The sequence below is a fragment of the Yoonia sp. 67-2 genome (assembly GCF_035117555.1).
GTDB lineage: Bacteria > Pseudomonadota > Alphaproteobacteria > Rhodobacterales > Rhodobacteraceae > Yoonia.
The window spans coordinates 17,724-30,399 of record NZ_JAYKPK010000010.1; the positions used below are offsets into that span (position 1 = coordinate 17,724).

Here is a 12,676-nt window from a genome sequence, read left to right on the forward strand (position 1 = left end):
GCTTGTGGTCCCTTGGCCCGCAACCCTTGCAGCGCAGCGCGGCGCGCGCTAGGGCAGGCAAAACAGCGGAGAAGCGCATGGATATCATCGTTGCAATCGGGGCGGGCCTGTCGGTGATTGGCCTCTTGGGGATCGTTTACAGCATTGTGATGGTGGTCCGCGCGAAACGCGCCAATCTGTCGGATGCCGATCTGCGCGCGCGGATGGGCAAGGTGCTGCCGGTCAACCTCGGGGCTTTGTTCGTCTCGGTCCTCGGGTTGATGACCGTCGCCTTGGGGTTGATGCTGGGTTAAGGCCCGTCGCTTGTGACCTGTAAGGCCAATGCGGCAAGCGCAGGCACAGCCTGACCATAGGCGCGGGCCAGTTCGGGGTTGGAGGCATTGCCGCCCTGCGCACGCGCCGCGACACCGGCGAGGATCGCGGCGAGCCGGAAGAAGGCAAAGACCAGATAAAACGCCCAATTGTCGATGCCGGGCAGATTGCGGCGGGCGCAATAGGCGGCGATATATTCCTGTTCCGTGGGCAGGCCGATGGCCGCGCGGTCGATTCCGCCCAAGCCCCGCATCTTGCCGTCATTGGGCAGCCGCCATTGCATACATTGATAGGCAAGATCGGCCAGAGGGTGACCAAGGGTAGATAATTCCCAATCTAGCACGCCGCTGATTTTGGGCGCGTCCGGCGCAAAGATCATATTATCAAGCCGCCAGTCGCCATGCACCAGCGCGACCTGCCCATCATCACCGGGCATGTTCTGCGCAAGCCAGTCCATGATCTGCGCCATTTCCGGCGAAGGGGCGGTCACGCTGGCCAGATATTGCCGCCCCCAGCGATCCAGCTGGCGGGCGAAATAATTGCCGGGTTTGCCGAAATCGGACAGGCCGACAGCCGCGATATCCACATCATGCAGCGCGGCAAGGGCTGCGTTCATCGCGTCATAGATGGCGCTGCGGTCTGTCTTTGTGACCTCGGGCAAGGCCGGGTCCCAGAAAATCCGCCCCGGCAGATAATCCATGACGAAAAACGCCCGCCCGTTGGGGGATGTGTCAGCCTCTGCCAGATGCAGCATCGGCGGGACAGGCACCGCCGTGTCGGCCAAGGCCTGCATCACGCGGAATTCCCGTTCCACCGCATGGGCCGAAGGCAGCAGATTGCCGGGCGGTTTGCTGCGCAATACATAAAGCCCACTGGCAGCTTTGATCAGATAGGTCGGGTTGGACTGGCCGGTGCCGAATTTGCTGACCTCTTGCGCGCCTGCAAAGCCCGGCACGGCACCGGACAGATAGCTGTCGAGCGCGGCAAGGGTCAGTCCCAGATCTTTGGCAGCCTCTGTCATGGTGCTATTACGCCCATGTGATGCCAATTTAGGCAAGCCTTTGATTGACATAGGCCCGCCCGGATGCACCATGAGTGCCGGGAGGATCATCATGGATCTGGGACAAACCGCGCGGCTGAAACCGGTGCTGGCCGCCGTCAAGGCGATGATTGCTGATGACATCGCACCGCTGGATGCGGAATTTCTGGCCGAGGTGGATATCGGGGATCGTTGGCAATTCACCCCGCGCCAGACTGACATCCTCGAAGGATTGAAGGCCAAGGCGCGCGACCGTGGTCTGTGGAATTTCTGGGATACGTTCCGTGATGGTCCCAGCCTCAATACCGTCGAATATGCTTATCTGGCCGAGGAGATGGGCAAAAGCCATCTGGCAGCTGAAGTGTTCAACTGCAACGCCCCCGATACCGGCAATATGGAGGTGTTCGCCCGCTACGGCACCGACGCCATGAAGGAGCGTTGGCTCAAACCGCTGATGGCGGGGCAGATCCGGTCGGCCTATCTGATGACCGAACCCGATGTGGCCAGTTCAGACGCCACCAATATCGCGATGACCTGTGTGCGGGACGGCGATGATTATGTGCTGAACGGCCAGAAATGGTGGGCGACGGGGGCCGGTGATCCGCGTTGTGCCGTGCATATCGTGATGGTGCGCAGCAGCGATGACGCGCCCAAACACCAGCGCCATTCGATGATCGTGGTGCCTGCCGATACGCCCGGTATCGTCAAACTGCGCGTGATGCAGGTTTACGGCCATGATGACGCGCCGCACGGCCATATGCATTTCCGTTATGACAATGTCCGCGTGCCTGCCGATCATTTGTTGCTGGGCGAAGGGCGCGGTTTCGAGATCGCGCAAGGCCGGCTTGGCCCCGGGCGCATCCATCATTGCATGCGCGCCATCGGGCAGGCGGAAAAGGCGCTGGCGCTGATGTGTGAACGCAGCGTCAGCCGTGACGCCTTTGGCAAACGTCTGGCGGAACTGGGCGAAAACTACGATCTGATCGCCACGGCAAGGATGGAGATTGAGCAGGCGCGCCTGCTGTGTCTGAAAGCGGCATGGATGATGGATCAGGGCGATAAACGCGCCGCCGCCCCGTGGATCAGCCAGATCAAGGTGGTGGCCCCCGCTGTCGCGCTGAAGATCACCGATATGGCGGTGCAGATGTTTGGTGCCGCAGGCGTGTCGCAGGATACGCCACTGGCGCGGCAATGGACGCATCTGCGCACCTTGCGGCTGGCCGATGGGCCGGATGCGGTGCATCGCAGGCAGGTGGCGCGGGCGGAACTGGCGGGTTATGCCTCTGGGCAGAAAACCTCGTAAATCCGTTCCAGCAAAGGCCGCACCCGCGGATCCGACAGGTGATAGCGGATATTGCGCCCCTCTCGGGTGCAGGCGACCAGACCTTCGCCGCGCAGGCGCAACAGCTGACCCGAGACATAGGATTGGCTGGCGCCCAAGGCTTTTTCAAGCTCACCCACTGACATTTCCCCCGGCACCAGCGCGCAGAGAATTCGCAAGCGGCCGGGATTCGACAAGGCCTTGAGCAATTCCGCCGCTTCCGCAGCGGCGGCATCCATCGGATCGAGTTGGAAATCAATTGCTTGGCTCATGGCATCACTCTACAGGTCTTTTTTATACATTCCAACATTGAAATGTTTTCAGAAATACTTATTGTCTTCTTACAAAGGAGAATCAACATGAAACCCGAAGTCAAAGCCTTCTTCGACGCGGCCACCAACACAATCTCTTATGTCGTGCGCGCCCCGCAGGGCAGCCAATGCGCGATTGTCGATTCGGTTCTGGATTATGATCCCGCTGCCGGGCGCACCGATACGACATCGGCAGATGCGATCATCGCCTGGGTCAAAGAGCAGGGGCTGCAGGTCGCATGGATCCTCGAAAGCCATGTCCATGCGGATCATCTGTCAGCCGCGCCTTATTTGCAGGAGCATCTGGGCGGCAAGATCGGCATTGGGGCCAATATCACCGTGGTGCAGAATACATTCGGCAAGATATTCAATGAAGGCACCTCATTCCAGCGTGACGGATCGCAATTCGATGCGCTGTTTGCCGATGGTGACGCGTTCCACATCGGGCAATTACGCGCCGATGTTTTGCATACGCCGGGCCATACGCCAGCCTGCCTGACCTATGTGATCGGCGATGCGGCCTTTGTCGGGGATACGTTGTTCATGCCCGATTTCGGCACCGCTCGCTGTGACTTTCCGGGTGGATCGGCGGAGGATCTGTATCACTCGATCCAGAAAATCCTTGCCCTGCCCGATGAGACGCGGATTTTCGTGGGCCATGATTACAAGGCACCGGGGCGCGATGATTTCGCCTGGGAAACCACGGTGGGCGAACAAAAGGCACTGAATGTGCATGTCGGCGCGGGCAAGCCGCTGGAAGATTTCGTGTCGATGCGGCAGGCGCGCGATGCGCAATTGGGCATGCCCCGGCTGATCCTGCCATCGCTGCAAACCAATATGCGCGCAGGCAACCTGCCAGAGCCGGAAGATAACGGCACGCGCTATTTCAAAGTGCCGATCAACCAGCTGTGATCAGCGGAATATCAAGGATTTACGATGCAAAGCGATTGGATCATGGGCCTGATCGGCGGCGGGCTGATCGGGCTGGCGGGGGCTTTGTTCCTGCTGGTGAATGGGCGCGTCATGGGGGCCTCGGGCATTATCGGCGGGCTGGTCGATGGCAGCGGGCGGCATGATTGGGCCGAACGTGCCGCACTGATCGCGGGGCTGGTCATGGTGCCGGCGCTGGCGGCATTGGCGCTGGGCGGCGCGCAGACCAATCTGACCGGCAATTGGGCGGTGATCATCGCCGCCGGTTTGCTGGTAGGTGTCGGCACAAGGCTCGCCAATGGCTGCACCTCCGGCCATGGCGTCTGCGGGATTTCGCGGCTGTCGCTGCGCGGCATCGTCGCGACAGTGTTCTACATCGGCGCGGGCGGTCTGACCGTGGTCCTGTTCCGCCATATTTTAGGAGTGATCTGATGCGCGCCTTCGTTGCTTTCCTGACCGGCAGCCTGTTCGGGCTGGGCCTGTTGATTTCCGGCATGACCGATACGACCAAGGTGCAGGGCTGGCTGGATGTGTTCGGCACTTGGGACCCGACGCTGGCCTTTGTCATGGGTGGCGCGATCATCCCCATGGCCATCGCATGGCGGTTCACGATCGGGCGCAAGCCGGTGCTGGCCGCAGATTTCCCGACCCCGCCGGAACCTAAGATCGGGCGCAATCTGGTGATCGGTTCGACGCTGTTCGGTATGGGCTGGGGTCTGGCCGGGCTCTGCCCCGGGCCGGCGCTGGCCTCGCTGTCTTATGGCGGGACCGGTGGTCTTGTCTTTCTGGTCGCGATGCTGGCAGGTATGATACTGACACCGGGCCTGCGTCTGCGCATGGATCGCGCTTTGGCCCCCGCATAAGGACAAGATCATGGATATCCGCCACATCACCCAAGACTATGCCGTGACCCCACAGATCGCGGTAGAAGACATCCCGGCCATCGCCGCTGCCGGTTTCACTGCGATCATCTGCAACCGCCCCGATGGCGAAGTGCCGCCCAGCCATCAGGCCGCTGCGATTGAAGCGGCAGCCAAGGCAGCCGGGCTCAGCTTTACCGTCAATCCGGTCACGCATCAGACGCTGAACATGGACATGGTCGCTGTCCAAAAAGCCGCTTGGGAAGATGCCACAGGGCCGGTGCTGGCCTATTGCGCCTCCGGCACAAGGTCGTCGATTGTCTGGTCGCTGGGGCAAGCAGGCCAGATGGCGACAGATGCGATCATCGAAGCCACCGCCAAGGCAGGCTATGATCTGGCAGGCATGCGCGGGCAATTGGATGGGTTGGCGCAAAAATGACCTTTGGCACGACCCGCGCCATATCTGCGAAAGGATCGGTGATTTGCGCGAGATAATCACCTTTGACGTCTTCACCGATACGCCGTTTCTGGGCAATCCGCTGGCGATCATGCCAGATGCGGCGGGGCTGTCGACCGACCAGATGCAGACTTTGGCGCGCGAATTGAACCTGTCCGAGACGATTTTCGTGATGCCACCCGAAAATCCAGCGCACCGGGCGAAAGTGCGGATCTTTTTTCCTACAGCAGAGATTCCCTTTGCCGGGCATCCGACCATCGGCTGCGCGATTTATCTGTCAGGACTGACCGAAAGCCGTGATGATTCCGTGGTCGAGATGGTGCTGGAAGAGGCCGCAGGTCCGGTGCCGGTCACCGTGCAGCGGGTCAATGGTGTCGTGTCGGCCGAATTCTGCGCACCTGTTCTGCCGCAGCTGCAGCGAACATTAGACGACATCGCGCTGACAGCCCGCGCCCTTGGGCTTGAGGCCGGGGAGATTGGCAATGCTATCGTGGCGACTCCCGAAGTCTGGGAGGCAGGGCCATCCTACCTGCTGATCCCCGTCGCGACACGCGCGGCGCTGGCGCGCGCCAGACCGATGGGCGCCCATTGGGAGAAACTGACCGATCAGGCGCAGACGATCAGCGCCTGGCTTTTCGTGCCTGACGACACGCATGGATTTCGGGCGCGGATGTTTTCGCCTGCAGGCGGCATCCCTGAGGATCCTGCCACTGGCTCTGCCGTGGTGACGTTTGCGGGTCTTCTGGCGCATCATGGCCATTGCACCGGCAAGGAAACGCCGTTCAGCGTCCTACAAGGGGTCGAAATGGGCCGCAGGTCAGAGATCAAGGCCGTGGTCGCAATGACCGATGGGCAGCTCAGTCAGGTGCGGATCGGCGGTACGGCTGTTGCCATTTCGTCGGGCCGCATAAAGATTCCTGATGACGACGTGCTTTCGGTCAAAGACGCTTAATCATTCCGGACAGCAGCACCGTGGCGCGTTTCCCGACCTTGGCACGGCTCAACCGCCATCCGGCACCTCGTTCGGCAGCCGCAGGTCAGATGGCAAAGCGAGCGGCACGTCGCCCCCGGTATCGACAACCAGGTCATGCATCTTTTCAATCTGCTCTAGCGTGATCCGTACCGCCCGTTTGCCGCCCATCTGCCCCAGTTTCACGCGCGCCACGCTGCGCCCGTCGGCTGCGATCAAGCGGACCGATGTAACGCTGCAGCCCGGCAAGGGCAGCACCTGCCCCACTTTCAGCGCCTGCGCCTGTCCCAAGGGCAGGGTGAATCTGTGCAACCGCGCCGTCAGGCTGGCAGGTGCATCCTGCACGACCGCGGCAAAGGCGGTATGCCAATCCGCAGATGTGGTGACCGGCATGACCGGATCGGCGGGCTGCGCGAGCAATGGCAGCGCCAGCAGCACCGCCCCCTGCCGGTCGTCTGCCCCCAGACCGACATTCATATGCAACAGGCGGTAGTCACCGTCGCGCAGCTGCAATCCCGCAACGCGGCTGTCTGCCAGCCTGTCACCTGGGGCGAGATCATCGACCCAGTCTTCAAATCGCGTCCCGCTGACGGCGGCAGGCAAAGAGGCTAGAAAAGCCGCCAACAATGGATCGCAAAGCGCCTTGTCCGTGCCGGTGGCAGGACGGTTGTCAGCAGCCTGATCATTGAGCCGCCCCATGGTCTGCATTTCCACTATGGCCGCGCGCAGTTGCATATCCAGCGCCACAAACCCGGCCAACGTGCCATGCCGGTGCAGGCCGACCAGCATCAGCCCGGCGTCAAGCTGCGCCAGCAGGTCATCAAGCCTGCCGGAGTCTTCACCGATGCTGACCACATCCAGCGCCAGCCCGACAGCATCATTGGCCGCCTTGACCAGCGCCAGCCGCATGGCACGCGACGTCGTCAGCGGGGTGGCAGGCGCGGCGTCACCGGCCTGCCCCGCCATCCGGCGCAGAATGGAGATGTGAGAGCTTTGTGTCATCCGCCTGCCGTGGGTTTGAGCGACCTTACCGCAGCAGAGGTTACTTTTTCCCTAAACAGCCAGTGGCAAAGTCACCCGGAACGCGGTGCCGGATGTGCCGGGCAGATAGGTGATATCACCACCCAGCCGGTGCATGATCTCACGGCAGATCGCAAGGCCAAGGCCTGCGCCACCGGCCTTTGATTCGTCGGCGAGGCGCGAGAATTTCTCAAAGATCAGATCCTGATTCTGCGCCGCGATCCCGATGCCATTATCCAGAAAATCGATCCGGTGCTGGCCTTTGGCGCTGCTAACGCGGATCGTCAGTTCGGGCTGTTTAGCATCGCAATATTTTGCGGCGTTGGAAATCAGGTTGATAAAGACCTGCACCAGCCGGTCCAGATCGGTGGTGATGTCGATATCCTCTGCTGCCGGGTCGCGCCGCAGATGTAGGTTGCGCCCTTGCAGACCGGCGGCTGACACAGCCCGGTCGAGCAAGGCCGGCAAACGCCCGGTCTGCGGCCGCAGCACGACCTGCCCGTTTTCCAGCACCGACAGGTCCAGCAGATCATCCAGCAGGCGCGACAGGCGGATAGATTCCTCCAGGATAATCCCGGCATAGCGGCTGTGATCTGCAGCTGACATATCGGCATCGCGCAGGATTTCAGAAAACGACCGTATCGAGGTCATCGGCGTGCGCAATTCATGGCTGATCTGGCTTAGAAACGCATCTTTCTGGATGGAAATCGCCGTCAGCTTGGCATTGGCCTCGCGCAGGGCGCGGGCTGTCGCCTCTTGTTCGGCTGATTTCGCCTCTAACCTATTGGAATATTCAAGGATCTGCGCGGCCTCATCCGCCACGGCGATCAGGTCCTCGACCGAGACACCGCTGCCGCCGGTCAATTGCCCGATCATCGCATGCGCGGTGGCGGCACCGACAGAGCCTGCCAGGTCACGTTCCAGCCGGGCGATGAAATCCGGCGTCGCCTCGGGCAATTGGCCGGGCTTGCCTTGCTGGATCGCTTCGCGGGCGAAGATGCGCTGCGCCTCGGTGCTGCCGATGATGCGCTGGGACATCAGCAACAGATCCTCGGCATCGGCGACGGATCGCGACCATGTTCGCGCGCCGGTGGAATGGTCAAAGACATTGACAAATTGCGCGCCTTGCAACCGTTCGAGCGGCGTCGGAAAGGTCACCAGCGACACACCCACTAAGGCACCGGTGTTGAGCAGCATCGACCACAGGATACCATGCACCAAAGGGTCAAGCCCGGTGATGCCGAACAAGGCCTGCGGCCGGAGCCATGCGATGCCGAAAGGCCCGGCATCCATCACCCCCTGCGGGATCACGGCACCGGGGCCGAAACTGGGCAGGAACATCGCCCAGAGCCAGACCAGAAGCCCGGTCAGCAAAGCTGCCGCCGCACCGGGCCGGGTCGCGCCGCGCCAGAAGATCCCACCGACTAGCGCGGGCAGGACCTGCACCGACCCCGCGAAAGAGATCAGACCGATGGCCGCCAGCGCCGTGCCGCCGCCCGACAGGCGGTAATAGACAAAGCCCAAGGCCAGCACGCCTGCAATCGACAGCCGCCGCGCCAAAAGCGTGATCTGGCGGACGTCCCCCGACATTGCCCCCTGGCTGTCATCGCGCATCGCCAGCCACAAAGGCACCACGATATGGTTCGACACCATCGTCGCCAGCGCAATTGCCGCGACGATCACCATGGATGTGGCGGATGAAAATCCACCCAGAAAGGCCAGCATTGCCAGACCATTAGCGCCCTGACTTAATGGAAGTGTCAGCACAAACAGATCGGGGTTGCTGCCTGCCGGCATCAGTTCCAGCCCGATCACGGCGATCGGCACGACAAACAGGCTCATCGCGAAAAGATAGGCGGGAAAGGCCCAGCTCGCCAAGCGCAGATGGCCTTCGTCATCGTTTTCCACCACCATGACCTGAAACATCCGTGGCAGGCAGATGAAAGCTGCACTGGACACAAAGATCAGCCCGACCCAACGCCCAGCATCCTGATCCCAGAGATCCAAATCGGCGGCATCGATTGTCGCCATCATCTGGGATGGACCGCCGCCCAAGCCCCAGACGACGAAGATCCCGACGGCAAGAAGGGCGATCAGTTTGACGACAGCCTCGACCGCGATGGCCATGACGATGCCGTGGTGGCGCTCATTGGCATCCAGATTGCGGGTGCCGAACAGGATGGTAAAAACCGCGAGACCGCCTGCGAACCACATCGCGGCGCGCGCGAAATCACTGTCGGTCCAGATCGCCCCTTCGGCCTCGGCAAAGACCGCGAGCGACAGAGTGACCGACTGGATTTGCAGCGCGATATAGGGGGTGGCGGCGATGACGGCGATCAGCGTCACAATCACACCCAAACGGCGCGATTTGCCGAAGCGGGATGAAATCAGATCGGCAATCGAGGTGATCCTTTGCGCCCGCCCGATCCGCACCAGACGCCGTAACAGCCACCACCAGCCGACCATGACCAAAGTCGGCCCCAGATAGATCGTCACGAATTCCAGCCCTGATCGCGCGGCATAGCCGACCGCACCGTAAAACGTCCAGGCGGTGCAATAGATGCTGAGCGACAGGGTGTAGATGACCGGCGACCGCAGCCAGTTGCCGCGACCTTCGGCGGCGCGTTGTTCGGCCAGAAAGGCCACAAAGAACAAGGCCGCCACATAGGTCAGCGAGACAAGGATCAGGACGTTGAACGAAACCATCAGCGCTGCGTGGGATCAGGTGTCGTGTCGGCATCGGGCAGGACCCGTGCCAGCACCGCCGCCAGCACGATCAGCACGACCCAGATCACAAAGATATAGGTCAAGGTGCCCGCATTCGACTGCGCCGCATCGCCGTTTGTCTGCCACAAAAGCGGGATCAGCCAGAGCACCACACCCAGCACCGGCAGGCAGCGCGCGGCATCGCCCAGCCTGCGCTGCCGGTAGTGGGCGCGTTCAAGGAAAACCGCAGGTTTGCCTTGCGGTGTCATGCGTCCATCATGGCGCGCACGTGTTCGCGCACTTCGGTGTTGGAAAAGGGCTTGGTCATGAAATGCGTGGCCCCCAGCCGCAGGGCCAGTTCACGGTCCTTGTCCTGCCCGCGTGCGGTCAGCATCATCACGGGAATGTCGCGGGTGGCATCGGTGCTGCGCAATTCGCGCAGAATCTCGAACCCGCTGCGACCGGGCAGCATGACATCAAGGATGATCATATCGGGTGGCAGGGCGAGCACCTTGGCCATGGCCGTCGCGCCATCTTCGTGGGTGTGGACGGTCCAACCGTCACGCGACAGAATGAAACAGATCGCTTCGATGATGTTTGGTTCATCCTCGATCAGCAGGACACGCTTGGCCATCCTGTTGCCTCCCAAAATTCTGCACCGCGCTTGGCGCGCGGGCTCCCCTTGGCGCGACTATCCTCCTTTCATTCCAAGGTGTCAAAGCGTGGTTGCGTCGGGACTTAACCCGACGATGGCCGGTTCACGGCGGCTGGCGCAAGCGGCGCGCGGACAGATCCGACAAGAGACGCCGACAGGGATGGCGGGCGTTGTGCTGTCAGCGGGGCCGGGCAGCACCAGCATATAGCTGCGCAGAACCGGCGGCATGTCGAACTGGTGCTGGGTGATCGGCAAAGCGATCGCATAGCACAGCAGCGGGGCTGCGGCAGGGCCGGGCAGGACTGCCATGGCGCGTAGCGGCTGGCTGGGGCGGCTCAATGCCGTGAACAAAGGCCAGAGAGGACAGGCCCCACCAGTGGCCTGCATCGCAAAGCCCGGCACGGGTTTGAGATACATCAGCACGCCTGCGGCATCACAGACCGCCAGCCCCATCAGCGGATGACCCCCGTCAGGCGGCAGGCAGGGCAGACGGCGCAGAATTGTGGCAAAATCGACCCCGAAACGTGCGCAAAGTTTCGCGGGATCATAATCCAGTTCCTGGCAGGCCTGCACGAATGGCCCCATCGGCAAGGCGCGGGCATCATCGGCATATTGCTTGCCGATCCCGCCCAGCAAGGCCGCCGCTGCCCCCTTCAGCCCCGAGGCTGTGACCATGGCGCGGACATCGGCACCGGGCTGTTCAAGGCTGGCCAGATGATGGCCGTTCTGCGCCAGATAAGCATCAACCTGCCCCATCGGGGTTTCGGGCGATTGGCTGGCGTCATCGGGGGCTTCCAGATAGGCAATCAACGCCTCGCTGCTTTTGCCAAGGCGCAGGCTGTCATTATGGATATTTTCGTGAAACCGGCGCTGCCAATCGGCGTCGATCTGTTCCTGACTGACCAGAATCGCCGCTGTCGACCGGATCGCGGTCACGGCGGAAATCACATCATGCAGCGCGGTCGCCAGAAACGGGTCATGCGCCATCCGGTCCGACAGCGCGCGCAGCCGTTCATCCAACACGGCGATCCGGCGCGCCTGCGTGGTGATCAAAGCGCTCCACCCCGGATAGCGGGTGGCAAGGTCATCGGCGCGGGTGATTTCAGCCTTCTCACCGATCAGGCTGGCCGCAGCGCGCAGCTGGTCGATCAGGTGGCTATCGGCACCATCAGACAGGGTCGCAGCCTCCATCCCCAATTCGCGCGCCAAAGCGGCCAGCAATTTGCCCCCGATCCGGCGGCGATTATGTTCGATCAGGTTCAGATAGGACGGCGAAATCCCGACAGCAGCCGCCAGACTGGCCTGTCGCAACCCCAGATCGACCCGCTTTTCACGAATGCGGGTGCCGGTCATTGGCGGAATATTCATCTGATCCTTTCGCGGCTTGGCCTTGCGCAATGTGACGATGACAGCGGTGTTTGACAAGATTGACAGGCCATCTGTCACAGCTTTGACACCCGCCGAAGCCGGCAAAGCTGACGTAAGGTTGCGCATTTTGCGCCGCTGCCGCTTCCCACCTTGGCCCGGTTAGCCTATAAGCGCGATGGAAATAGTGCACCCGTGTTTTGCGGGCAACAAACGATGGGCAATAGGCCGAGGATCAAATGAGCAACAAAACCTCTCATGACAGCGATGTCAGCTTTATTCAGGCATTGGCAGAACTGCTGCGGCAGAACGATCTGACCGAATTGCAGGTCAAGCGGGATTATGGCGAAAACGACAGCCTGAACGTGCGGGTAAGCCGCCAGACGCAGATGATGGTGCAGCAGGCCAGCCCCGCCGCACCCATGGCCGCAGCGGCCCCTGCCGCCGCCGCTGCGCCTGCTGTCAGCGTCGATACCGATCCGGCGAGCTTGCCGGGTGTCGTGGCCTCGCCCATGGTCGGCACGGTCTATATGTCGCCCGAACCCTCTGCCCCCGCCTTTGTCAGCGTCGGCCAAGCCGTGCGCGAAGGCGACACGATCCTGATCATCGAAGCGATGAAAACGATGAACCATATTCCCGCCCCGCGCGCAGGCACGATCAAGCGCATTCTGGTCGAAGATGGCGCACCGGTCGAATTCGGCGCGCCGCTTGTGATCATCGAATAGGCCAC

At 61.8% G+C, this 12,676-nt stretch carries 15 protein-coding genes; 8 read left to right on the plus strand and 7 right to left on the minus strand.

Features of this window, described 5'->3' with window-relative positions; all coding sequences use genetic code 11:
• The first annotated feature begins 77 nt into the window (after positions 1-77).
• A complete protein-coding gene (locus VOY09_RS15005) occupies positions 78-293 on the plus strand; it encodes a hypothetical protein (protein ID WP_322895092.1) in 216 nt (71 codons plus the stop codon).
• On the opposite strand, the gene VOY09_RS15010 is transcribed toward VOY09_RS15005, so the two are convergent.
• Positions 290-1,333 (minus strand): phosphotransferase, encoded by a 1,044-nt coding sequence (locus tag VOY09_RS15010; RefSeq protein WP_322895093.1) that lies wholly within the window; start codon positions 1,331-1,333, stop codon positions 290-292. The genes VOY09_RS15005 and VOY09_RS15010 overlap by 4 nt on opposite strands.
• A 91-nt stretch (positions 1,334-1,424) precedes the next feature.
• On the opposite strand from VOY09_RS15010, the gene VOY09_RS15015 reads away from it, so the two are divergent.
• A complete protein-coding gene (locus VOY09_RS15015; protein ID WP_322895094.1) occupies positions 1,425-2,654 on the plus strand; it encodes an acyl-CoA dehydrogenase family protein in 1,230 nt (409 codons plus the stop codon).
• Here the strand turns inward: VOY09_RS15015 and VOY09_RS15020 are convergent.
• Complete coding sequence (locus tag VOY09_RS15020) at positions 2,627-2,944, minus strand: metalloregulator ArsR/SmtB family transcription factor (protein WP_322895095.1); 318 nt, start codon at positions 2,942-2,944, stop codon at positions 2,627-2,629. The two genes, VOY09_RS15015 and VOY09_RS15020, sit on opposite strands and share 28 nt — an antisense overlap.
• Before the next feature lie 87 nt (positions 2,945-3,031).
• On the opposite strand from VOY09_RS15020, the gene VOY09_RS15025 reads away from it, so the two are divergent.
• From VOY09_RS15025 to VOY09_RS15045, 5 genes are read left to right on the plus strand one after another with little or no spacing between them, the layout of a single operon-like run.
• Positions 3,032-3,895: an MBL fold metallo-hydrolase gene (locus VOY09_RS15025; RefSeq protein ID WP_322895096.1), complete on the plus strand. Its 864-nt coding sequence runs from the start codon at positions 3,032-3,034 to the stop codon at positions 3,893-3,895.
• A gap of 24 nt (positions 3,896-3,919) precedes the next feature.
• Positions 3,920-4,345, plus strand: a complete 426-nt coding sequence (locus VOY09_RS15030) for a YeeE/YedE family protein (RefSeq protein ID WP_322895097.1) — start codon at positions 3,920-3,922, stop codon at positions 4,343-4,345.
• Entirely contained in the window at positions 4,345-4,776 is a 432-nt protein-coding gene (locus tag VOY09_RS15035) for a DUF6691 family protein (protein WP_322895098.1), read from the plus strand. Before VOY09_RS15030 ends, VOY09_RS15035 begins: the two co-directional genes overlap by 1 nt.
• 10 nt (positions 4,777-4,786) lie before the next feature.
• Positions 4,787-5,212: a TIGR01244 family sulfur transferase gene (locus tag VOY09_RS15040; RefSeq protein WP_322895099.1), complete on the plus strand. Its 426-nt coding sequence runs from the start codon at positions 4,787-4,789 to the stop codon at positions 5,210-5,212.
• Between the two features lie 43 nt (positions 5,213-5,255).
• A complete protein-coding gene (locus tag VOY09_RS15045) occupies positions 5,256-6,182 on the plus strand; it encodes a PhzF family phenazine biosynthesis protein (RefSeq protein ID WP_322895100.1) in 927 nt (308 codons plus the stop codon).
• Between the two features lie 48 nt (positions 6,183-6,230).
• Here VOY09_RS15045 and VOY09_RS15050 read toward each other — a convergent pair whose 3' ends face one another.
• The 5 genes from VOY09_RS15050 to VOY09_RS15070 all read right to left on the minus strand — a co-directional run bounded on the left by VOY09_RS15050 (position 6,231) and on the right by VOY09_RS15070 (position 11,949).
• The gene (locus VOY09_RS15050) at positions 6,231-7,202 is read right to left on the minus strand and encodes a FliM/FliN family flagellar motor C-terminal domain-containing protein (protein ID WP_322895101.1); all 972 of its coding nucleotides are present in this window, start codon (positions 7,200-7,202) and stop codon (positions 6,231-6,233) included.
• A gap of 51 nt (positions 7,203-7,253) precedes the next feature.
• Complete coding sequence (locus tag VOY09_RS15055; RefSeq protein WP_322895102.1) at positions 7,254-9,926, minus strand: ATP-binding protein; 2,673 nt, start codon at positions 9,924-9,926, stop codon at positions 7,254-7,256.
• Entirely contained in the window at positions 9,926-10,195 is a 270-nt protein-coding gene (locus VOY09_RS15060; RefSeq protein ID WP_322895103.1) for a hypothetical protein, read from the minus strand. The genes VOY09_RS15055 and VOY09_RS15060 overlap by 1 nt, the downstream gene beginning before the upstream one ends.
• Positions 10,192-10,560 (minus strand): response regulator, encoded by a 369-nt coding sequence (locus VOY09_RS15065; RefSeq protein WP_322895104.1) that lies wholly within the window; start codon positions 10,558-10,560, stop codon positions 10,192-10,194. The genes VOY09_RS15060 and VOY09_RS15065 overlap by 4 nt, the downstream gene beginning before the upstream one ends.
• 81 nt (positions 10,561-10,641) lie before the next feature.
• Positions 10,642-11,949: a short-chain fatty acyl-CoA regulator family protein gene (locus tag VOY09_RS15070; RefSeq protein ID WP_322895105.1), complete on the minus strand. Its 1,308-nt coding sequence runs from the start codon at positions 11,947-11,949 to the stop codon at positions 10,642-10,644.
• A gap of 236 nt (positions 11,950-12,185) precedes the next feature.
• On the opposite strand from VOY09_RS15070, the gene accB reads away from it, so the two are divergent.
• Positions 12,186-12,671: an acetyl-CoA carboxylase biotin carboxyl carrier protein gene (gene accB / locus VOY09_RS15075; protein ID WP_322895106.1), complete on the plus strand. Its 486-nt coding sequence runs from the start codon at positions 12,186-12,188 to the stop codon at positions 12,669-12,671.
• Positions 12,672-12,676 lie beyond the last annotated feature (5 nt).